This window comes from Acinetobacter piscicola, from assembly GCF_015218165.1.
Lineage (GTDB): Bacteria > Pseudomonadota > Gammaproteobacteria > Pseudomonadales > Moraxellaceae > Acinetobacter > Acinetobacter piscicola_A.
Genome location: NZ_CP048659.1, coordinates 968,048 through 991,040, shown reverse-complemented (window position 1 = coordinate 991,040; position 22,993 = coordinate 968,048). Strand labels below are relative to the sequence as shown.

The window sequence follows — 22,993 nt, the reverse complement described above, 5'->3', positions numbered from 1 at the left end:
GAATTTAATCGGAGGAAATGCAGACAAGTGTAACGCTTGCATTGTATTATTTCTATTGCTGATTAATTGAAGTTTCACATGTTACGCTTTGATTATTTTTAGACTTATTAAAAAGTGCTACACAAGGAATCGTTTTGAACACGTGGCTCAATCGACTTAAAAAAGCAACCTACAATACCAGTATTATGTATAACATTCGCATGATTATTGCTTTTGCAGGGACGGCTTTTGTACCGTATTTCTTAGACCAGCAGTTGATGACCATTCCTTTAACTTTAGGTGTCGTAGCGGCAGGTTTAAGTGATATTGATGATCGTTTTTCTGTGCGCATCATGAACTTGGTCTATACCTATATTGGTTTTTTTGTGACCGCTGCCTCAGTAACCTTGCTCTTTCCTTATCCGATATTGTTTGCATTTGGACTAATCATCTCCTGTATTGGCTGGATTTTATTAGGCTCCTTAGGTCGACGGTACGCCACCATCTCTTACGGTTGCTTAGTCATTTCAGTTTATTCGATGCTCGGTGTGCACTTGTTTGAACCCTGGTATATGCAACCCAGTTTATTGGTCATTGGGGCTGCATGGTATGGACTGATTTCAACCATCAGTTTCTTATTATTTCCTGTACGCCAAGTACAAGACAAACTTGCACAATGTTATTCGGCTTTAGGCGATTTTTTATTTTCAAAATCCAATCTGTTTGATGTTGATATGACTTCTGAAAGCTATCAACAGAGTATGATCAGTCTATCTATGGAAAATGGTCAATTGATTGGCATTTTCAACGATATGAAAACTGCCCTATTGACACGTTTAAAAGGTGACCGGGGTCAACGTGATACGCGCCGCAGTTTGCAATACTACTTTGTCGCACAAGATATTCATGAACGTGCAGATTCAGCTCATATTGATTATCAAAAATTAGCTAAAATATTTGAACATAGTGACATTTTATTTCGCTTCCAACGGATTTTATCCTTGCAAGGTAAAGCATGTAAGGATTTGAGTGACAGCATTCTAAACCGTACTACTTATCAACATAATGCGCGTTTTAGTCATGCTTTTAAAAATTTGAGACATTCTTTAGAACGACTGCGCACAGAACAAAATTATGACCAAATTTGGGTCAATGCGTTATTTTCCTTATATCAAAATTTAAAGTCGATCGATGCCCAACTCCAAAATGTCGAAACTGAACGCCATATCAAATATGATCAAAGTAAACACATCGAAAACCAACTCAAAGATGATGACTTAAAAGGTTTGGATGATATTTTCAGTCGGATTAAACAACATTTAACCCCTGAATCAGTCCTATTCCGTCATGCGATTCGGGTCTCTGTGGTGCTGTTTATTGGTTACGTCTTTGTGCAAATCACCGAAATTGAATATGGCTATTGGGTCTTACTCACTGCGCTTTTCGTCAGCCAACCTAACTTTAATGCCACCAAGCGTCGTTTACGGCTAAGAATTATCGGGACTTTGGCTGGGATTATTGCGGGTTATGCGATTCTCTATTTTGTGCCGACTGTAGAAGGACAACTCTTATTACTCATTCTAAGTGGGGTTTTATTCTTCGATTTACGCAGTAAACAATATGCACAAGCAACGGCTTTCATTACGATTTTAGCGCTCATTAATTTTAATTTAGATGGTTTAGGTTTTGAAGCCGCATTGCCCCGTCTGATTGACACTATCATCGGTTGTGCTTTTGCATGGTTTGGTGTGAGCTTTATTTTTCCAGATTGGAAATTCCGCCGCTTACCACGTACCATCAATCGTTCTTTAGAGTCACAATGTCAGTATTTGGCTGAGGTTGTTGATCAGTATCATCATGGTCGTAACAATGCGCTGAATTATCGTATTGTCCGCCGAGCTGCGCATAATACCGATGCCGATGTTGCCTCATTAATTTCTACTTTAGCCACTGAGCCCGATTTTGACCCTGCACAAAAAACCTTGGCATTTGAGTTTTTATGTTTAAATCATACTTTTATTAGCTATATCGCAGCATTAGGTGCACATCGTGAAAAAATTCATGATTCAGAGATTTTAGGTTTACTCGATCAAGCACTTGATGACATTAGAGGTGCATTATTAAGAGACGAAATGCCTGATTTAACTGCACATAATATGTTGCAAACCATTCGTTTACGTTTAAATCAGTCGGATGAAGACTCAGCAAAAGCTTTGATTATTTTACAACAACTGTCGTTAATGTTTAGCATTTTAAAACAACTCAGTACGCTCAAACAAAGTTTAAGCCACGAACGAGATGAGCAGTCAACTGAACTTGCTTCACTGTAAACACAATGCATTTTGCAGGTATTTTGGTAGAATATACTGACGATTTGAATGTAAATAATGCTAAACTCTGCTTAGCTCTATATATTTTTTTAATACTGACATTATGACTGCCAAAAATCTTTACGCTTATACCCTACAACCTGTGCCGTATGAAGTTACTGAGGCGGAACAACGCAATGCTCAATTAATGATTTGGCGCAGTACCAATAAAATTGGTACCAAAGCGTGGGCAATCATGGGTGTGATTACCGCATTATCTCTACTTGGTCTTATTTTTATTAAAAATTATTCCACTGTCATTTTTTGGGTCTTGCTTGCCTGTGTTGCAATTTACCTCCTTGTACGTAAATTTGGCTTGGAATGGTATGTCAAACGTAAGATGAACGAATTCCCAGTGCAAGAAATCAAAGGCATTAAACTCGGCGTCCAACCCCACGGCATCGTAATGCGTCAACAAATGGGCATGCAAGAAGGTGTTGGAACGATTGGTTGGAAAGATATTTATGAATGGTATAACACCCCAGATTTTTTATTGGTGAACTTTAAAGTTAAAGGTCAACAAGGTGCTTACATCCTTCCAAGTCGTATGAACAGCAAGAACTTTTCTTTTGAAACCGTACGCAAGCATTTAAAAGAAACTGTAGGCGAACCAAAAACGCTTTAATTTCATATCAATATTAAGCCTCCTAGTATGGAGGCTTTTTTAATGCATAAAACATAATGATAATGAGAATAAATATTATCTTTAAATCCATTCTCTCTACAATTTATTCAGTTATAATTGCCACATTCAAATTCTGCCTTTTACCTGAACACACATGTTTAAAAAAATACTTTTCCAACTTCATTGGTTTTTCGGGATTACTGCTGGCTTGATTCTCTCCATTATGGGGGGCACTGGTGCGATTTATTCTTATGAACAGCCGATTCAAAAATTACTCAATCCAGACAGTTATACGGTACAAGTCGAAAATCGAGCAAAACTTAGCCCTGCTGAAATTTATCAACATTTTCAGAATACTCAACCTGAAATCAAGATTAATAGCATCACCATAGACCAAGCGCCAAATGCCAGTTCAAGTATCAATATTGAGAAAGAAGGTGCACGTAAAGGCTTCAATATGATGATCAACCCGTACACAGCAGCAGTACTTCCTGATATTAAAGGAAGAGAATTTTTTCAATTTGTTCAACAATTACATCGTAATTTAACCGTTGGACCCGTCGGTAAACAAATTACAGGTGCATGTACCCTCATTCTGATTTATTTCATTCTCAGTGGTTTGTACTTACGTTGGCCTAAAAAACATTCATTGAAACAATGGTTCAGCATTAAACCTCAACTCAAAGGCCGTAACTTCCTCTGGGATTTACATGCGGTTGTTGGCACTTGGGTGGTCATCTTCTATCTTTTATTAGCTGTAACAGGCTTATATTGGTCGTATGATTGGTGGCGTAATGGCATGTACACAGTTTTAGGTGTGGATCGTCCACAACCTGAAATGCAAGCAGGTGCAGGTAAAGCCAAACCAAATGAACATGCAGTAACTGAAGCTCAGGCAAAAAATGAACGCCGTGGTTCAGCAGAAGGTGAAAGACAAGGTAAAGGTCGAGATAAAGCCAAAATTGATCCAAGTCAAATTGTCATCGCTTATACACAAACATGGACGGGCTTTCATGCACAATATAAACAAGCGTATTCATCAATCACCCTCTCTACTCCGAAAAAAGCAGATGGTGTCATGGACGTTTCTTTTGTAGATGCGATTCCACAACATGAACGCGCTCGTAACAAAGCAACCTTTAATTATCAAAACAATCAAATTGAAAAAATTGAGCTTTATGAAGATAAAAAGCTCAATGAAAAAATTATGAGCAGTATGTTACCTGTGCATCGTGGTAGCTTCTTTGGTCCAATTTATCAATTCTTAGTGATGTTGGCTGCACTCTGTATGCCATTATTCTTTGTGACAGGTTGGATGCTGTATCTGAAACGCCGTAAACAAAAGAAATTAACATTAGCTGCACGCAACCAAACTGCAATTGTTGATATTGATCCAAATGCGACCCCTTGGCTGATCAGTTATGCATCGCAAACAGGCGTATCTGAACAATTGGCTTGGCGTACAGCCACCAACTTACAAGCAGCTCGTCAACCTGTGACAGTCAAAGCAATACAAGACTTAACCTTAGCAGACTTGCAAAACTCCCCACAAATCTTATTTGTAGTCAGTACTTATGGCACAGGCGAAGCACCTGATTTAGCCATCACATTTGTCAAAAAATTAATGACACAATCTTTAGACTTAAAGCATCTAAAATATGCAGTTTTAGCTTTAGGTTCACAAGAATATCCAGAGACTTATTGCAGCTTTGGTCATCAACTCGATGCTTGGTTACAACGTAATCACGCACAAGCCTTGTTTAAAACCGTTGAAGTCGATAATGGCAATGCCACTGATATTGCGAAATGGACATCTGCCCTTGCACAAATCACGCAACTTGAACTCGGCAATATGAGTATTGAAAAAGTCTTTGATCAATGGACATTAAAGAAACAACAATTACTTAATCCACATAGCTTAGGTGCACCAGCATTCAATCTAGAATTACAAGCAACACATGAAGTTACTTGGCAAGCAGGTGATATTGCGGAAATTCAAACAGGAAATAGTCCTGAGCGTATCCAAGCATTTATGCAAAAATATCAAATTTCAGCTCAAACACCTGTAGATGGACAAGATCAAGAGATTCAACATGCGCTGTGGAATCGTCAACTCAATGTCGATGTTGAACCTTTTGCCAACATGCAGCATTTACTTGAACAATTACCTATATTACCTACTCGAGAATATTCAATTGCCAGTATTCCATCACAGCAGATTTTACGTTTGGTGGTACGCCAACAAAGCGATGAAAATGGTGAGCTTGGTTTAGGTTCAGGTTGGTTAACACAACATTGCCAAGTGAATGATCAAATTGCGATGCGTATCCGTACCAATCCGTCATTCCATTTAATCGATGACAATCGCCCAATTATTTGTATTGGTAATGGAACAGGCATTGCAGGATTGATGAGTTTGATCCATAGTCGTGTGCGCTCAAGTTATACAGATAATTGGCTGATCTTTGGTGAGCGCCAACAAGCACATGACTTCTTCTTTAAAGAAACCTTAGAAGCATGGCAAACAACAGGAATGCTTAAATATCTAGATTTAGCATTTTCGCGTGATCAAGTCGAGAAAGTCTATGTGCATCATAAACTCCGTGAACAAGAACAACGATTAAAGGCTTGGATCGCCCAAGGTGCTGTCATCTATGTTTGTGGTAGCATTCAAGGCATGGCAAGTGATGTTGACCAAGCATTGGTAGATATGTTAGGTGAACAACTAGTCAATCAGTTACGTGAAAATGGTCGCTATAAACGTGATGTGTACTGATTTATTTTTAAATTTTCCAAAAAATTAAAATCAAACCGAGCCACATGGCTCGGTTTTTTTTATTTTGCTCACTATCAACTGACTTTACAATTTCAACGCTCAATAAAGCTAAGGCTTTGTTAAAATAATAAATAATCTTGTTTAAAATGATGATAATAGCGCGAATGAAGTTCTCTATTTTACTGCGTAGTAGCTTATTTATTCTAGGTCTCGTCCTATTTGGAGATGGTCTTATTCTTATTTTGCAAAATAAAATCCATCTAGGCACAATTCTGCCCTTTTGTATTGGACTATGCTTTCTCATCTACGTGATTTTTTATCAAAAAATTCAAAATATGCTACAAAAAAACCTAAAACTAAAAATATTTTGGCAAGTGGGATGGGGTTTCTTTAGTCTATGGGCTATCAGTGTCTTGGCTTTTTTTATCTACTTACATGAACAAACCCAAGCAAACACCCCAATAATACAAGTCGATGCCATTATTATTTTGGGTAGCGGTATCATCCAAGGTCGTCCCTCACCTACGCTCGCCTCACGCCTTGATACAGCAGCAGCGCTTGCACACCAACAGCACCCACAGGCATGGATCATTGTCAGTGGTGGGCTAGATTATAGAGAAAACATTACTGAAGCAGAAGTCATGTCAGCCTATTTACAAGAAAAATATCACTTAAATGCTGCCAAAATTTTAGAAGAAAATCAAAGTACAAGCACAGCACTCAATCTAAAAAATAGTCAGAAAATTTTACAAGCACATCATCTAGGTCTAAATGCAAAAATCGCCATAGTGACCAGTGATTTTCATACCTTACGTGCAGCAGCAATTGCAAGGAAACAAGGCTACCAAAACTTTATAACATACAGTGCCAAAACACCATTAGCAACACGCTACAACGCTTGGTTACGTGAATACTTTGCTTACCTGAGTGGTTGGTTACTTCATGAATATTAAAAATAAATCACACATAAGGTGATATTCTCACCTTATATTAAACCAACTTAAGTATGATGAATTCTAATTTTGCGGGGTAAAGGTAATTGATTATTTTGAAATAATGCAGGTTGTTCAAGATATAAAGCATATAAAGCCTTTTTCATATCTATCAAAAACTTACTACCAGATACTAAAATATTCTGTCCCTCAGGCGTTAAATTGACTGACAGTAAAGTATTATTTTCTATAATAAATGGAATTACTTGCTCAATAAAAGCGACCAAATCAATCTCTTGAATAGAGTAACGAGCCCAATTATCTTTAATCAATAATTGCGTTAAACTTCGACTTTGCCAAACTGCAAATGCCTGCTGACCTGTAGGTGTTGCGCACAACGCCCAACCTTCATCATATAAAGCATAGACTTTGGCTTGAGCAATAATGGTTTCAATAAAATGTCGATATTGATCTTCGGCAGATAATGCAGTTTTTTGAGTATTCGACGCAGACTTACGCTGATAAGGATTTCGCATATTTTCGTAATATAATTAAATTTTTTATCCCTATATATTACAGGAATTTTAAAAAATATGAAAAGAAAATAAAGAGATAAAATATGGTGGGCGCTGACGGGATCGAACCGCCGACATTCTGCTTGTAAGGCAGACGCTCTACCAACTGAGCTAAGCGCCCTGAGAAAAATAGCATTGCTATTTTAGGATACAAGACCAACAAAAGAATGTTGTAACTTGCTTTATCACACTTCCAAGATCAGGTATCAAGGAAATGGCGCAGCGGACGGGACTCGAACCCGCGACCCCCGGCGTGACAGGCCGGTATTCTAACCAACTGAACTACCGCTGCATTACGATACTTTACATGATGTAAAGTGAGGTCTTGTGCTTTTTATCGCATAAATATGGTGGGCGCTGACGGGATCGAACCGCCGACATTCTGCTTGTAAGGCAGACGCTCTACCAACTGAGCTAAGCGCCCTGAGTCATAAAAATAGCATTGCTATCTTTATCGTGCAAGATCAAAACATGGTATCAACTTGCATTATTACAATTCCAAGATCAGGTATCAAGGAAATGGCGCAGCGGACGGGACTCGAACCCGCGACCCCCGGCGTGACAGGCCGGTATTCTAACCAACTGAACTACCGCTGCATTACGGCATTTATATATTACTATATAAATTATGGTGGGCGCTGACGGGATCGAACCGCCGACATTCTGCTTGTAAGGCAGACGCTCTACCAACTGAGCTAAGCGCCCTGAGCGAGATAAATATGAATTTAAACGCTAGTCAGGCATTAAACCTTATTGCAAATCTATTGTAAAGTGGCGCAGCGGACGGGACTCGAACCCGCGACCCCCGGCGTGACAGGCCGGTATTCTAACCAACTGAACTACCGCTGCACTTCAACAATTTTCATTGCTATACAAACGATTTATTGAACTTAAGTGGCGCAGCGGACGGGACTCGAACCCGCGACCCCCGGCGTGACAGGCCGGTATTCTAACCAACTGAACTACCGCTGCACTATAAATTCAACGTTAAAGCTTGGTGGGCGCTGACGGGATCGAACCGCCGACATTCTGCTTGTAAGGCAGACGCTCTACCAACTGAGCTAAGCGCCCTAACGACTTCATCGTTTGTGAGGTGCATTATAGAGAATCTTTACCGACTGTCAAACGCTTTTCTCCACGTTTTTCACTTTTTGCGTTTGAGTGATTAAAAAATAGATCATTTTGATATATTTTGAGCTTTTTTGTTTATTATTTATCTATTTATCGTGATTTAAATTGAATCTTTCATACTTTATTTTATTCCCCTGTTTTGAAATATTGCGATTTTTAGCTTTTATTTTGCTTTAGAAATACAATTCGGCAATTTTTATTCTATTTTGAGCTTTTATTTTCAATGCATCTTAGCACCTTAAAATGACTGAAATTTTGTAGAGCGCTTTATTTTAAAATTTTAATTTATCTTTCAACTTGCTCTTCTGGACGCGTCCAAAGCCAAATTGCCACAATTAACATGGTTAAATTGGTAAAAATTTTGACCGCTACAGGCGCATTGGTAAATAACATTAAGATCGCACTTGCTGTCATCATGAGGCTTGCTAACCATTTTGCTTTGCGTGGCACAGTACCATGTTCACGCCATGCTCTTAACGTTCTACCGTATTTAGGATGATTCAATAACCAATCATGTACTTGTGGCCAACCTTTTGATGCTGCCCACAATGCCAAAATTAAAAAAACTGTTGTTGGCATACCTGGCAATATTGCACCAATAAAGCCAAGGACAATAAAAATAATCACCAGGCTACGCCAAAACAAAATTCGCATAGATCAACTCAATTTTTCAAACTTCGTTAGTATATATGTTTTATGATTAAACACTGTATTTTCTTTCTTTGGATCATTGCTTTTGAATGCAATCAATCTCAGTTATTTTGAACCTTGGTTAAAATTTAAAACACCGATCGTTCGACAGTTAGCATTTGTTGTTGCAAGCCCTAATATTCTTGCGCAAATCCCAAATGATTTAGCGATTCAATATTCATTTCAATTACATCCAGATCATTTTTGGCAACAACATTATCTACAATATGAAACTCGTCTTGAACAATTAGATCGAGATCCCACAGAATTACTTCATTTTATCGCACAACTGAAAAGCACACGTTTAGGCTTACGCTTTGAATATTTGATGTGGTTTTGGTTAAAAGATCACAGATTTCATGCCTTCAAATTGCTCGGACACAGCATTCAAATGTTTCAAGGGCAACGGACTTTAGGGGAAATTGACTTCTTAATTTTGAATGAAAATACTCAACAAATCGAACATTGGGAGGTCGCTTTAAAATATTATTTAGCTGAGGCAGATTTTCAACTGCAACATTGGTATGGTTTAAACCGACAGGATACGCTGCTGCGAAAACTCAAACATTTCACAGAAAAACAGTTTCAATTCACCGCTGTACAGTCGCACGAAATTCAAAAACGCTTTAGCGTGTTAAAGGGACAACTATATTACCCAACTCATTATTTCCCATATAAAACAGAAACTTGGATAAATGATATGCGCCGTATCGGTCATTGGGGACGCACAATTCCACAGCAAAAATATTATGCATTAACACGCCACGAATGGATTTGTCCAAATATTACACAAAGCACAAATAATGCAATATGGTGGACAAATGGTTTATATAAGCATCAGGATCAGCAAGATTTTTATATGTACCGTCAACCTCATATCCTCAATATTCATGTGCAAAAAGTGTAAAAATCACCCGAAAAATATACAAAATATAACCAAGCACTCATAAAACAATCATATTCAACTGTACATGATTTTTTTAATCTATCTAGGCATCAGAATAATTTTAAACTGGAGATCAATGATGAAAAAAGTTTTAGCAGCTTCAATTATGTTAGCGTTTGTTTTAACAGGCTGTAATACCATTAAAGGGGCTGGTCAAGACGTATCTAAAGCAGGAAATGCAGTGACAAACTCTGCTGAAAAAGTCGAAAATAAACTTTAATTTAAATAATAAAAAAAAGCCTTATCTTTTGATAAGGCTTTTTTTATTTTTATAGCAAAGAATAAGTTCAACTCAGAAAGCTTTTTAGTTTTCATTCAAAACGATCTTCTCTATTATAAGCTTTCCCCTTTCAGATTTTATTTTTAACCATGAATGCCTCAGACACTTTGGATCTCAGCCTCGCACTCTTACGTCAACCCTCAGTCACACCAGTCGATCATAGTTGCCAAAACATGATGGCTGAGCGTTTAGCTGCTGTCGGTTTCAACATTGAAAATATGCGCTTTGAGGATGTCGACAATCTATGGGCACGCCGTGGTACAGAAGCACCTGTTTTTTGCTTTGCAGGCCACACAGATGTTGTTCCAACGGGGCATTTAGATGCTTGGGAATCTGATCCATTTTTACCAGAAATTCGTGATGGTAAGTTGTATGGTCGTGGCAGTGCAGATATGAAAACCGCTTTAGCTGCAATGGTGGTTGCTTCTGAACGCTTTGTCAAAAAACATCCAAACCATAAAGGTTCAATTGCCTTTTTGATTACCTCAGATGAAGAAGGTCCATCGATCAATGGTACAGTCAAAGTTGTTGAGACCCTTGAAGCACGTCATGAAAAAATGACATGGTGCTTGGTCGGTGAACCTTCTAGTACTTCAACATTAGGGGACATTATCAAAAATGGTCGCCGTGGTTCTTTAAACTGCGTTCTTACCGTCAAAGGTAAGCAAGGTCATGTTGCTTATCCTCATCTTGCGATTAATCCTATCCACACAGCATCAAAAGCATTGGCTGAAATGTGTGAGACAGTATGGGACAATGGTAATGAATATTTCCCAGCAACATCTTTCCAAATTTCAAATATTCAAGCGGGTACAGGTGCAACCAATGTTGTGCCTGGCACAATGACAGTGACCTTCAATTTCCGTTATTCCACTGAAGTGACTGCGGAACAATTAAAAGCCCGTGTGCTAGAAATATTAGATCGTCATCAAGTCGATTATGAAGCACAATGGACTTTATCTGGTTTACCATTTTTAACACCTGTCGGTGAGTTGGTAAATGCGGCAACAACAGCAATTAAAAATGTCACAGGAACAACTGCTGAACTTTCAACCAGTGGTGGTACTTCGGATGGGCGTTTTATTGCTCCTACAGGTGCACAAGTGCTTGAATTAGGCGTATTAAATGCAACAATTCATCAAATCAATGAGCATGTTAATATTGATGAACTTGACCCATTAACCGACATTTATGAGCAAATTTTAGAACAATTACTGACCTAATCATATTGGTCAAAAAAAGGAATGCATCGCATTCCTTTTCTTTTATTCGCTTAGCTCTAATTCTTTTTGAATCTTCGCTAAGTTAGGGACATGGAAACTTTCCTCACCTACTCTCACCATATATAAAATGGTTTCATCCTCAGACTGCTGCTCCTCGTCTACTACTTCTGAGATACGTAAACGAATCGAACGTGGCATTTCATTGCACAATAAAGCAAAACGTTCATTTGCGGAATCACCTTCAATCACCAAAGCAACCCCTAAAGTTGTATGGGGATCGCTCACACGAAATACAGGTAATTTACGCTCATGCCACTCTACTGTTTTCACTTGTGTTGGACTATCGAGTGCGGAAATGACAATATTTTGTGGCAATAACATTGGTGCTTTTTCATAACAATCAATGATATATGCATCAATAAAACCCGTTGATACCGTAATAAGGTGCTGAAGCTCCTGTGTATTGGTTTGATCTAAAATCGATCCTTTGCCATTTTGAGACATCATTACTCCTTATTGTGCAACCAACAAATTCTGAATATTTTCCAACAAATCAGCTTCTTGGAATGGTTTACCCATATAATTCGTCACACCTAAACTAAATGCACGTTCACGATGTTTTTCACCTGTTCTTGAAGTAATCATAATGATTGGCAACTCATGATGAATTTCATGGTGGCGAATCCAATTGGTCACCTCAAAACCATCCATACGTGGCATTTCAATATCAAGCAACATTAAGTCTGGTTTGACATTTTCCAACTGCTCAATAGCATCTACACCATCTTTGGCAGTGATGACATCAAAGTTATGACGTTCAAGCAAACGCGAAGTCACTTTACGTACTGTCACTGAGTCATCCACAATCATTACCAAATGACGCTGATCACGGTGACGCGTTAACTCTCGTTGATCATTCGCTGCTTGACGTTTATTACTCAAAGCCTGACGTGCAATATTTTGTGCATCTAAAATTAAACAGACTTGACCATCACCCAAAATTGTTGCACCGGCCACAGCGCCAATTGATGTAAATTGCTTGCCAATTGGTTTTACAACAATCTGTGAGCGTGAACCAATCAACTGATCGACCAATAATGCTGTATTTTTACCGCTGTTATTTTTAATCAGCAGCACAGGTAAAGAATGTGCAATACCGGAGAAACGTGGCATTGGTTGGTGCGCCACAAACTCAGCCATATAACGTAAATTATAGCGTTGCTGATCGATGACAAAGTCTTCTTTATTACTATGGAAATATTCTTCCAAGGTACTTGGTGCAATACGTACAATACGGTCAATTTGTGATAATGGTACAGCAAATTGCTGATCACCCACTTTCACCATCAAGGCATCACTCACGGCAACAGTAGTTGGTACACGAATGGTAAAAGTTGAACCTTGACCGAGTACCGAAGACACTGAGACTTGCCCACCAAGTGACTTAATTTCACTTTGTACCACATCCAATCCAACACCACGCCCAGAAATCTGAGTAACTTGTTGCGCAGTACTGAAGCCATGATGAAAAATATATTGCAATATTTCTTCATCAGACACGCTTTGATCAGCTTGAATCAAACCATTTTGCAATGCTTTGGCTTTGATGATTTTCGGATCAATTCCCTTTCCATCATCCTTAAACTCAACCAAGACATCTGTACCTTGACGACTAATATTCAGCTCAATGCGTCCTGTTGCAGGCTTATTACATTGCTCGCGAATAGACGTTTCTTCAATACCATGGTCAATTGCATTACGTAACATGTGTTCTAATGGAGACATGAGCTTTTCAAGAATATTACGATCCAATTCACCTTCTGTATTATGTACAATCAGCTCGGTTGGTCGATTTAAACTTGAAGCCGTTTGACGTACCAAACGTTGTAAACGGGGTAATAAGCGGGTAAATGGTACCAAACGAGTACGCATTAAACCTTCTTGAATTTCAGCTTGAATACGTGCTTGTTGTAACAATAAACCTTCTGTATCACGAATTTTTTCAGCCAATGTGCTCTTAAAATCCACCAAGTCCGATGCAGATTCGGCAAGTGACTTAGATAACTGATTTAAAGAAGAATATTGGTCCATTTCAAGTGGATCGAAATCAGCATAACGTGAATTTGAATCACCATGCTTAGCAATAATTTGTGACTCTAATTCCCCTTCCATTCGGCGTAACTGATCTGCCAAACGTTGAATCGCCAATTCCATTTCCGACAGCGTATTACCAAACTGCCCCAAATCCATTTCAATACGTGAACGGTTAATTGAGTTCTCACCCGACAAATCGATCATTTTTTCAATCAAGTCTGCCGAGATACGAATCATCTCATTGCTGTTTTCAACTTGCTCAACTTGCCCCCATTCACCCAACATTGATGGTGGTTCAGTACCATCACCTTGAATAAACTCAACGCTCTGATTATCCCAAAAGATATCATTGCTAATTATTTTTTCAGGTAATTGTGCCGATACATCAACATACTGAATATTTTTAAGACCCGTTTTGATCGAATCAAAATGCTCATAATTATTCGACAAAATGGCATTTTTCAACCAATTAAATGCTTTACTCAATAACTGATCATAAGCATTTGAGTTGAAATTATGCAAACCAAAACGTTCAAATGTATTTTCTAATTCATATGCAATATCAGATATTTGTGTATAACCAACCATTTTTGCACCACCTTTTAAAGTGTGGGCAATACGTTGTAATTGCAATAATAGACTACGACTACTACGCTCATCAAACCATTGATCTAAAATATCATCAGCACGTGCCAATAATTCTTCAGCTTCTTCTGCAAAAGCATCTTGTGCCACATCTTCGACTGAAGAATCATTTTGTATCGCAGCGACAGATCCCACTTCATCAACTGGCGCTTGTGCTTCAAATTGCTGAATAGAATCAGACTGCCCTACATGTTCAGGCTCTGCAACGGCAGAAGGCTCATCCGATGTATCGAATGCAAGTTTGATCGGCTGTTGCTTTTCAATAGCTTGCAAAAGACCTAAAAGATGAACAGCTGGATAATCAATCCCTTGTTCACGAATCACTTGAATACGTTCTGCAATTTCATCCTGAACCATACGAATGGTTTGCATCAACGCCGCATTTACAGGAATTTGTTGCTTAATAATTCGTTCATAAATTGATTCTAAATGATGGGCAATCAGACCAATATGCTCTGCTTGTACCATATTCGCACCACCCTTTAAGGTATGCAAATAACGCATCAAATTATTTAATGACGTCAGATTTTGGCTATCAGAGAACCATACCGTTAAATCCTGATCAATCCCCACCAACAGCTCATCTGCTTCTTCAAGGAAAATATCCAAGACCTCAGCATCAAAGTCTTTAAAACTATCGGCAGAATGTAAATATTGCTGATCTTTTGCAATCAGATTAAAGATTTGATTGCTATTAAATTCAGCTGTCGCTGCAGTTTCAGGAACAGTGATCGTTTCCAAATCTACAGTTTCAAGTGACTCTGTCTGTGCAGAATCCACAGCTTCAATCTGTTCAATGTCTTGTGTAACATAGTCATACAATTGTTCTAAAACATGTTGACCATTTTCATTTAAAACGACGCGTTGACCAGATGCTAATGCATCAAATAGATGAATAAACTCTTGATGTACTTGATTAAAAATCTCAAATACATAATCTGTATTCAGTAAACGTTGATCAGCCAATATATGTTCATAAGCAACTTTTAATGCCAAGCTAATATCATGAATACCTTGTGCTGCGCGGTTGTCTGTATGTTCAATTAATACATCAGCTTCACGCATTAAGCTTTCAAAATATGCTGGATATTCAACTTTGGCTTTTTGATCAAAATCAAATTCAGCATCAAGCAAATGCTCAATATCTAAGTCAACCAGTTGAGAAACGAGATCTTGCTGATGCTCATTACTTTCTAAATATTCAGTTTGGAAATCATAACGTTCCCAAGCATCATTAAACTTTTGACAAATAACTTTTTGTTGTTCTGAACTATTTTCTTGCACCAGTGTATGCAAATAATCTCGAACAAATTCAGTATAATGTATTAAAAGTGCATTTTCATTGGTGCTATGCTGTGTATCGTCTTTTAACAAAATTTTAAATAATTGTTCAACTTTACTACTCGCATGAAATACATCATCCACATGCGCCATCGCTGAACTACCACGCAAGGTGTGTAATGCACGAATCAAACGATTATAGTGATCTGCGGTATGCTGTTCAATGCTTAAGAACGTGTCAATTGACGCCAGATGTTCTTCAGACTCTTCAATAAAGATTGCAATAGTCTCGGCCAGAAATCGACGATCCTCAGCTTCGTCAACCGCCTCCTTGTGATTCTCAAGTGAAGTTTTTTCAGACGAAATAACTTCTGGTTGTTCTGGGATAGTCACAGGACTTTCAGGAATTACAGACTCTACCATAGCAGTCGTTGGTTTTGCTTGTGCTATAACCTCAGCCGCATCATCGGTTGTAGAATATTCTAAGCCTGTCAAAACATCTGCACTATTTAATTGCGCTGAAAGTGCAAGTAATTCTTCAAGTGCTGGCTCAATACTCAGATTTTGTTGAATCTGTTGTCCCAACAAAACCAAAGGTCTTAAATCTAACTGATGCGCTTGTGCTTTGGCAAAATCATCATGCAGCTTAAATTTATAAATATTAAATACCGCATTGACATATTGCTGTAATGGTTGAGATAAACTCAAACTTTTAGCAATCACACGATTTAATGTATCTTCAACCGTCCAAGCCAACTCACCTGATGACTTTGCGCCCACCATACGACCAGACCCTTTCAAAGTATGGAAATTACGGCGAATTACAGTCAAAAGTTCAGCATCTGACGGTTCACTTAACCATTGTGTTAACAACGGCTGAACATTTTCGATGATCTCTTCGATCTCTTCCACAAAGATTTCTAAAATTTCAGGATCTTGGTCCACAAATTCGTCTTGGGGAAGATTTATATTTTCAACTAAATCTTTTAATATTTTTTTCATAGCTCAGGCTTCTATCATAGTTCCTTAGAGGGACTAAAACCTATCAACAGCTTAATTTTATTAACAATAAATTAAGTGATCTAAGCGTGATTAATACCCAAAGAATACTTTTACACAGTACTCTTTGGGTTGCTAAATTATTGCTCTGGTAATTTAAAGTCAGATACAGATTGACGTAACGAGTCTGCCATACTTGCTAACTCTGATACCGAACGTGCTGTATCAAACGTCGCAGTGGTCGTTTGCGATGTAATCTCTTGTACAATATTCATCGTATTTGCAATATGACCTGCTGACGCTGACTGTAGTTTTGCTGAGTCAGAAATGTTTTCAATCAATTTTGCCAAGCTGCTTGATACGCTTTGAATTTCATCCAAGGCAACACCGGCATCTTTCGCCAAATGCGCACCACGTACAACTTCCGAAGTGGTTTGCTCCATTGAGATTACCGCTTCATTGGTATCTGTTTGAATGGTTTTTACCAGTGTTTCAATCTGTTTAGTTGCTGAAGCTGAACGTTCTGCAAGACGTTGTACCTCATCGGCTACGACTGCGAAACCTCGACCTGCTTCACCTGCCATCGATGCCTGAATTGCAGCATTCAATGCCAAGATATTCGTTTGATCGGCAATATCGTTAATCAAAGAGACAATGTTACCAATCTCTTGTGATGATTCACCCAAACGTTTAATACGTTTAGACGTTTCTTGAATCTGTTCACGAATCGTATCCATACCTTCGATTGAACGGTTTACCACTTCCGCTCCATTCGATGCAATTTGTACCGAACGTTGTGCTACGTCTGCTGATTCAGTCGCATTGGCAGATACGTGCTCAATCGATTGTGCGATTTCATTAATTGCGGTAGACGCACCTGCAATTTCTTGCGCCTGATGCTCAGATGCCTCAGCCAACTGGTTAGTAATCAACTGAGTGTTTTGGGTATAGCTTGCAACTTCTTGAGACGTTTCATTGATTCGCGATACAAGGTCACGTAATTGGTCGATTGCAAAGTTAATCGAGTCGGCAATTGCACCCGTAAAGTCTTCCGATACTGTTGCATACGAACTCAAGTCACCATCCGCTAAGTCAGCAATCTCATCAAGTAAACGTAAAATTGCATTTTGGTTACGGTCATACTCATCTTGTAAACGAGTTACACGAACTTTATCAGCTTCACCACGTAAAGTTAAAAGTTTGAATACAGAGAATAAGAAAATACCAAGCATGATCACTAATAATATGCCAGGAATAACCGTCGTTGCCCAAGAGCTACTGCTGAGATTATTTAAATCTTTTAACAGCTGGTCAGATTTAGCAAAAATATTCGTCGATGCTTGACGTACTTTTACAATTTTTGAAGAGTTCTTTAAAATACTATCTGATGCAGATTTTAAGACATCATTATAATCAGACTGTATACTTTGTAATGACTCACGCATAGAAGGTTGATCAATACGTGTTACACCAAGCTCTGTACTTCCTTTAAGTTGAGCATCAAGATATGCACCAAATGTTTCGGTGTCAGCATTAAAGTCATCTGCCGATGCACGCGCATTTTCAGAACCACTTAAAACTGATGAAATAGAACGTAAAATACGTTCGGCGATAAACACTTGGTTTTTCGCCAACACAACCTGTGAACTTGGCATATTTTCACGTGCCATTTGGTTCACCATTAAGTTGTATTCTGCCTGAATTCCAGGAATAACATCACTCATGGTAACGTTAGTATCATATAATTGATTAATTACTTTTTGTTCAGATGCAATTAAACTGATATCTGCTGAGACTTCTGACCAAAGTTTTTCTACTTTTTTCATGTCCGCATTTGATGAGTGAATATCTTTAACAATTTCCAAGTTTTCATCAAATTTCTTTTGCGATGCAACAAGATCTTTAATCGTATCTTCTTTACCAGAAGCCGTTGCCTCTGTCGCCTGACGAGACATGGTTTGAGAAAGTAACTTTAACTCACCAATACTACGTGTTAAGTCATTGTTTCGTGGAACATTATACAATAATGTAAGCAAACAAATTACAGCGACAATGATGGTCACCAAAGCTGTAATCAGATATGGTTTCGATTTATCACTGTCGCCGAATAACTTGGAAAACTGATCCAATTGCGTTTGCAACTTTGATGCTGCAATTGGATTATTTTTCTGCGTATTTTCAGATGTATTTTTCTTTTTTAGCTTAAAGCCCATTCAGCTTCTCCCCGAAACGCTTAACCTAACATTGAGCGTAGAAACTCGTTTATTTAAATTTTTCCGATGCATTCATGTATTTAGGATCACTCAACAATTGGCTGAACAAAAATATATTCCACGCACGATTATGCTGTTGAAAATACCCTTGACAGTATGTTTTTAGCTTCTTTTCTAAATTTTTGTTTTCTGAAAAAAAACTTTTTTTATTGAAATGTTGAATCCCCAAAACTTGATCTACAATCAAACCGACATAATGATCATTATGGCTAATGCATAAAACTTTTTGTGTTGGTGTAAACTGACTTCTTTGTCCAGAAATAAAATAGGTTAAATCTGATACTGACAGTAAACGTCCCCGAATATTTGCAAGTCCTTTTACCCAATTTTGTACGTTTGGAACTGCTGTACATTTAGGTGGGTAAATCACTTCGGTCACTTCACCTAGTGGAGCAACAAAATATTGCCCCATCATTTCAAATGCAATGCCTGACCATCTATTTACTTCACTTTCTTTATCAACGTAGTTTTGATTTCCACGTTTGGACAGGCGAAGTAATTCGATAAATCCATTTGCTGCCATAATTATCCCGTCGTGAGATGCTGTTTAATCACATTGATTAAGACACTCTCATCAATTGGTTTGGTTAAATAATCACATGCACCTTGGCGTTTTCCCCAAACACGGTCAGTATCTTGATCTTTAGTACTGACAATCACCACAGGAATATGCTTTGTAGTTGCACCACGTGCGATTTGACGTGTCGCCTGAAAGCCATTTACGCCCGGCATCACAACATCCATCAAAACCAAATCTGGCTGTTCAGCTTGCGTTAACGTAACTCCATCGGCACCATTATTGGCTTCTAGAACATCATAGCCATGCCGACCTAAAATTTCTTTAAAGCGATACATCTCTGTAGGAGAGTCGTCTACGATTAAAATTTTTGCCATCTTATTTCCCCATTCAGAATTTAAAATTAAACATGTTTCCGAATAGCATTTAATAATTCATCTTTACTAAATGGTTTAGTTAAATACTCATCCGATCCTACGACCTTTCCTTTTGCTTGGTCAAATAAACCGTCTTTACTTGACAGCATAATCACAGGAATATTTTGATAACTCTGAGAATTTTTAATGAGAGCACAAGTTTGGTAACCATCTAATCGAGGCATCATAATATCAACAAAAACAATATCAGGATTCGCATCAGCAATTTTTGAAAGTGCTTCAAACCCATCTACTGCAGTGATGACTTCACACCCTTCACGCTGCAATAGTGTTTCAGCCGTTCGACGAATCGTTTTAGAATCATCGATAACCATGACTTTTAAATTTTGGAATTTTTCTTCCATTTAATGCCCTTCCCCATAAATTCAGAATTTGACATTCCGAATACATTTATTTTTTGAAATTTATCATCCTTATTTAACATGCATTTGCCCACTTTATCAATCAAGATTTCGCATAAACTTAGGAATCATGTTTAAAAGCACTATAAAACAGCGTTAAAAGCAGATTTACAGTTGATTAAGGAACTTATATATTCTTAAAATAGATCGCAAATTATCGTCTAATTTTAACGTAATTAAAAATAATTATTGAGTCACATTCTGCTTTATTTGGGGAATTAATCATGCTGCAGACTTGGTCTTGGCAGGTGCGATCTAAAAAGTACTCCACAGTATTTTTTCAAACACTTGTGATCGGGGTTCTAAACATCTTACTATCAACCTTATGCTTTGCTACAGATGCACAACCCAAAGCAGTTTGGTATCGTTATTATGATAAAGGTGTTGCTAATATTAGTAGTACAGTCACGCCTGCACATATTCGTCATGGCTATGAAGCTCTAGATGCAAATATGCAAGTCATTCGTCTTAATCGTCCTTATAATGCCGAAAAAGATGCTCAACAATCTACCTCGCGAGCTGCACAAGCCAAACAGTATGAGCAAAATGCGCGCCTTAAACGTGCATATGGCAGTAGCTCAGTTGCCATCAATAAACGTGATGAACAATTAGCAAGTATAAAAAAACAAATCTCAATGCAACAAGCTCAAGTGAAACAGTTACAAAATGACCGTATTTTACTTAAAAGACAGGAAATGGAACATTTTCGTAAAGGAACCTCTGTACCTCTTCATTTAAAACAATCGATCCAATACAACAGCGATCGAATCAATCAAACCAAGAAAAACATTGAAACCTTGCAAAATAATTATCAGAAAACACAAGACTCTTATAACAATATTATTCAACGTCTTAAAGCAATGGAATAAGATGAAATCATGGCTTTTTTTCTTCTGCGCATGATTTATCTTCCTAAAACATTGCGCATTTTGACACCAAAAAATTTATCCTGACAGATAATTTTCATCAAAAGAACATTATCAAATGTTCCCTTGTTGGTTTTATCGTATAATCTCCACTTTAATGCTTAAAATTTTAGGACAGTTTCCATGCGCGCGAGTCGCTTTTTATTTGCAACGTTAAGAGAAACCCCAAATGATGCGGAAGTTATTTCACATCAATTGATGCTACGTGCGGGGATGATTCGTAAATTGGCTTCAGGTTTGTATACTTGGTTGCCGATGGGTGTACGTGTGCTCAATAAAGTTGAAGCGATTGTACGTGAAGAAATGGATCGCGCAGGCTCATTACAAGTATTAATGCCTGTGACACAGCCCTCTTCTTTATGGGAAGAATCAGGTCGTTATGTACAATATGGTCCTGAACTTTTACGCTTTAAAGACCGCCATAATAATGACTTTGTCCTTGGTCCAACACATGAGGAAGTCATTACCGACCTCGCTCGTAATGAACTTAAAAGTTATAAGCAACTTCCTGCTAACTTTTACCAAGTACAAACTAAATTCCGTGACGAAATCCGTCCACGTTTTGGCGTAATGCGTTCACGTGAATTTGTGATGAAAGATGCTTATTCTTTCCACGTTGACCAAGCGTCTTTACAAGAAACTTATGATGTGATGTACGATGCATATTGCAAAATTTTCACACGTTTAGGCCTAAACTTCCGCCCTGTTCAAGCAGATACAGGTTCAATTGGGGGTTCAGGCTCACACGAATTCCACGTGTTAGCTTCAAGTGGTGAAGACGATATTGCTTTTTCAACTGAGTCTGACTATGCAGCTAACGTTGAAATGGCAGAAGCTGTACTTGTTGGCGAACGTGCTGCACCAACACAAGAAGTAAAAATCATTGATACACCTGATCAAAAAACAATTGCAGATGTTTCTGCATTTTTAGGAACTGATCCTACTCATTCAGTAAAAGCTTTGTTGGTTCAAGGTATTACAGATGAAAAAGGTCACGTCCCTGTAGTCGCATTATTCTTGCGTGGTGATCATGAACTTAATGAAATCAAAGCAGAAAAACATCCTTTAATTGCAGCACCATTAACTTTTGCAACTGAAGCTCAACTGCAAGAAAATGGCTTAACAGCAGGTTTTTGTGGTCCACAAGGCCTTGTTGAAAAAGGCTTAACAGTCATTATTGACCGCGCGGCTTCTGTACTTTCTGACTTTGTTGCTGGTGCAAATGTGGTTAACAAACATGCAACAGGTTTGAACTGGGAGCGTGATGCCAAATTTACTGAAGTTTATGACTTGCGTAATGTGGTTGAGGGTGATCCATCCCCCGATGGTAAAGGCACACTCCTAATCAAACGTGGCATCGAAGTTGGTCATATTTTCCAATTGGGTAAAAAATACTCTGAAGCACTTGGCTGTAAAGTATTAGGTGAAGACGGTAAGCCGATGGTCGTCACCATGGGTTGTTATGGTATTGGTGTAACGCGTGTTGTTGCATCTGCCATTGAACAAAATTTTGATGAAAAAGGCATCATTTGGCCTGCTGCGATTGCGCCTTTTGAAGTGGCGATTGTACCCATGAATGCACATAAATCTCCTCGCACTTTAGAGGCGGCAGAAGCATTGTATACAGAGCTACAAGCTGCGGGTTATGATGTATTACTTGATGACCGTAATGAGCGTCCAGGTGTGAAATTCTCTGACTTAGAGCTTACAGGTATTCCACATCGTATCGTGATTAGTGAAAAAGGTTTGGATGCAGGAACTTTTGAATATAAAGGTCGCCGTGATGCCGAATCTGTGAATATTTCTAAAGAAGAATTATTGGCTAAAATCGCTCAATAACCCCATATCAAAATGAAAAATCCCGCTCAGTGCGGGATTTTTTATGCAGACCAAC

17 protein-coding genes and 8 tRNA genes are annotated in these 22,993 nt (G+C 38.3%); 9 read left to right on the top strand and 16 right to left on the bottom strand.

What is annotated here, in order from left to right:
- Positions 1 to 134: 134 nt before the first annotated feature.
- From yccS to G0028_RS04780, 4 genes are all read left to right on the top strand, one after another.
- Positions 135 to 2,309, top strand: coding sequence for a YccS family putative transporter (gene yccS, locus G0028_RS04795; protein ID WP_180046700.1), 2,175 nt, complete (start codon positions 135 to 137; stop codon positions 2,307 to 2,309).
- A 103-nt stretch (positions 2,310 to 2,412) separates the two neighbouring features.
- The gene (locus G0028_RS04790) at positions 2,413 to 2,973 is read left to right on the top strand and encodes an SdpI family protein (RefSeq protein WP_130073880.1); all 561 of its coding nucleotides are present in this window, start codon (positions 2,413 to 2,415) and stop codon (positions 2,971 to 2,973) included.
- A gap of 154 nt (positions 2,974 to 3,127) precedes the next feature.
- Complete coding sequence (locus tag G0028_RS04785) at positions 3,128 to 5,749, top strand: PepSY domain-containing protein (protein WP_180046704.1); 2,622 nt, start codon at positions 3,128 to 3,130, stop codon at positions 5,747 to 5,749.
- 164 nt (positions 5,750 to 5,913) lie between these two features.
- Positions 5,914 to 6,702 (top strand): YdcF family protein, encoded by a 789-nt coding sequence (locus G0028_RS04780; RefSeq protein ID WP_180046706.1) that lies wholly within the window; start codon positions 5,914 to 5,916, stop codon positions 6,700 to 6,702.
- 47 nt (positions 6,703 to 6,749) lie between these two features.
- Here the strand turns inward: G0028_RS04780 and G0028_RS04775 are convergent, their stop codons facing one another.
- The 10 genes from G0028_RS04775 to G0028_RS04730 form a co-directional block, all read right to left on the bottom strand.
- On the bottom strand, positions 6,750 to 7,217 hold the full coding sequence (locus tag G0028_RS04775) for a DUF2750 domain-containing protein (RefSeq protein WP_130073883.1): 468 nt from the start codon (positions 7,215 to 7,217) through the stop codon (positions 6,750 to 6,752).
- 84 nt (positions 7,218 to 7,301) lie between these two features.
- Positions 7,302 to 7,377: transfer RNA gene (locus G0028_RS04770), tRNA-Val, on the bottom strand.
- Between the two features lie 94 nt (positions 7,378 to 7,471).
- Positions 7,472 to 7,548, bottom strand: a tRNA-Asp gene (locus G0028_RS04765).
- Between the two features lie 56 nt (positions 7,549 to 7,604).
- A tRNA-Val gene (locus G0028_RS04760) sits at positions 7,605 to 7,680 on the bottom strand.
- 96 nt (positions 7,681 to 7,776) lie between these two features.
- A tRNA-Asp gene (locus G0028_RS04755) sits at positions 7,777 to 7,853 on the bottom strand.
- A gap of 32 nt (positions 7,854 to 7,885) precedes the next feature.
- Positions 7,886 to 7,961, bottom strand: a tRNA-Val gene (locus G0028_RS04750).
- Between the two features lie 67 nt (positions 7,962 to 8,028).
- Positions 8,029 to 8,105 (bottom strand) — tRNA-Asp (locus tag G0028_RS04745).
- Positions 8,106 to 8,151: 46 nt separating this feature from the next.
- Positions 8,152 to 8,228: transfer RNA gene (locus G0028_RS04740), tRNA-Asp, on the bottom strand.
- A gap of 23 nt (positions 8,229 to 8,251) precedes the next feature.
- A tRNA-Val gene (locus tag G0028_RS04735) sits at positions 8,252 to 8,327 on the bottom strand.
- A gap of 345 nt (positions 8,328 to 8,672) precedes the next feature.
- Positions 8,673 to 9,041: a YbaN family protein gene (locus tag G0028_RS04730; protein WP_130073884.1), complete on the bottom strand. Its 369-nt coding sequence runs from the start codon at positions 9,039 to 9,041 to the stop codon at positions 8,673 to 8,675.
- Between the two features lie 76 nt (positions 9,042 to 9,117).
- On the opposite strand from G0028_RS04730, the gene G0028_RS04725 reads away from it, so the two are divergent.
- From G0028_RS04725 to dapE, 3 genes are all read left to right on the top strand, one after another.
- Complete coding sequence (locus tag G0028_RS04725) at positions 9,118 to 9,984, top strand: DUF1853 family protein (protein ID WP_180046708.1); 867 nt, start codon at positions 9,118 to 9,120, stop codon at positions 9,982 to 9,984.
- A 118-nt stretch (positions 9,985 to 10,102) separates the two neighbouring features.
- The gene (locus G0028_RS04720; protein WP_130074048.1) at positions 10,103 to 10,243 is read left to right on the top strand and encodes an entericidin A/B family lipoprotein; all 141 of its coding nucleotides are present in this window, start codon (positions 10,103 to 10,105) and stop codon (positions 10,241 to 10,243) included.
- A gap of 149 nt (positions 10,244 to 10,392) precedes the next feature.
- Positions 10,393 to 11,526 (top strand): succinyl-diaminopimelate desuccinylase, encoded by a 1,134-nt coding sequence (dapE, locus tag G0028_RS04715; protein WP_180046710.1) that lies wholly within the window; start codon positions 10,393 to 10,395, stop codon positions 11,524 to 11,526.
- 42 nt (positions 11,527 to 11,568) lie between these two features.
- On the opposite strand, the gene G0028_RS04710 is transcribed toward dapE, so the two are convergent.
- The 6 genes from G0028_RS04710 to pilG all read right to left on the bottom strand — a co-directional run bounded on the left by G0028_RS04710 (position 11,569) and on the right by pilG (position 20,116).
- Complete coding sequence (locus G0028_RS04710; RefSeq protein ID WP_413782951.1) at positions 11,569 to 12,033, bottom strand: hypothetical protein; 465 nt, start codon at positions 12,031 to 12,033, stop codon at positions 11,569 to 11,571.
- 6 nt (positions 12,034 to 12,039) lie between these two features.
- Positions 12,040 to 16,548, bottom strand: coding sequence for an Hpt domain-containing protein (locus G0028_RS04705; protein ID WP_180046714.1), 4,509 nt, complete (start codon positions 16,546 to 16,548; stop codon positions 12,040 to 12,042).
- Between the two features lie 137 nt (positions 16,549 to 16,685).
- Positions 16,686 to 18,758 (bottom strand): methyl-accepting chemotaxis protein, encoded by a 2,073-nt coding sequence (locus G0028_RS04700; protein ID WP_180046716.1) that lies wholly within the window; start codon positions 18,756 to 18,758, stop codon positions 16,686 to 16,688.
- A 49-nt stretch (positions 18,759 to 18,807) separates the two neighbouring features.
- A complete protein-coding gene (locus G0028_RS04695; protein WP_130073890.1) occupies positions 18,808 to 19,341 on the bottom strand; it encodes a chemotaxis protein CheW in 534 nt (177 codons plus the stop codon).
- A gap of 2 nt (positions 19,342 to 19,343) precedes the next feature.
- Complete coding sequence (locus G0028_RS04690; RefSeq protein WP_130073891.1) at positions 19,344 to 19,712, bottom strand: response regulator; 369 nt, start codon at positions 19,710 to 19,712, stop codon at positions 19,344 to 19,346.
- 26 nt (positions 19,713 to 19,738) lie between these two features.
- Entirely contained in the window at positions 19,739 to 20,116 is a 378-nt protein-coding gene (gene pilG, locus G0028_RS04685) for a twitching motility response regulator PilG (protein WP_130073892.1), read from the bottom strand.
- 281 nt (positions 20,117 to 20,397) lie between these two features.
- Between pilG and G0028_RS04680 the strand changes: the two genes are divergently transcribed.
- Complete coding sequence (locus G0028_RS04680; RefSeq protein ID WP_227554772.1) at positions 20,398 to 21,042, top strand: hypothetical protein; 645 nt, start codon at positions 20,398 to 20,400, stop codon at positions 21,040 to 21,042.
- Between the two features lie 180 nt (positions 21,043 to 21,222).
- Positions 21,223 to 22,938 (top strand): proline--tRNA ligase, encoded by a 1,716-nt coding sequence (locus G0028_RS04675; protein WP_180046719.1) that lies wholly within the window; start codon positions 21,223 to 21,225, stop codon positions 22,936 to 22,938.
- The last annotated feature ends 55 nt before the right edge of the window (positions 22,939 to 22,993 follow it).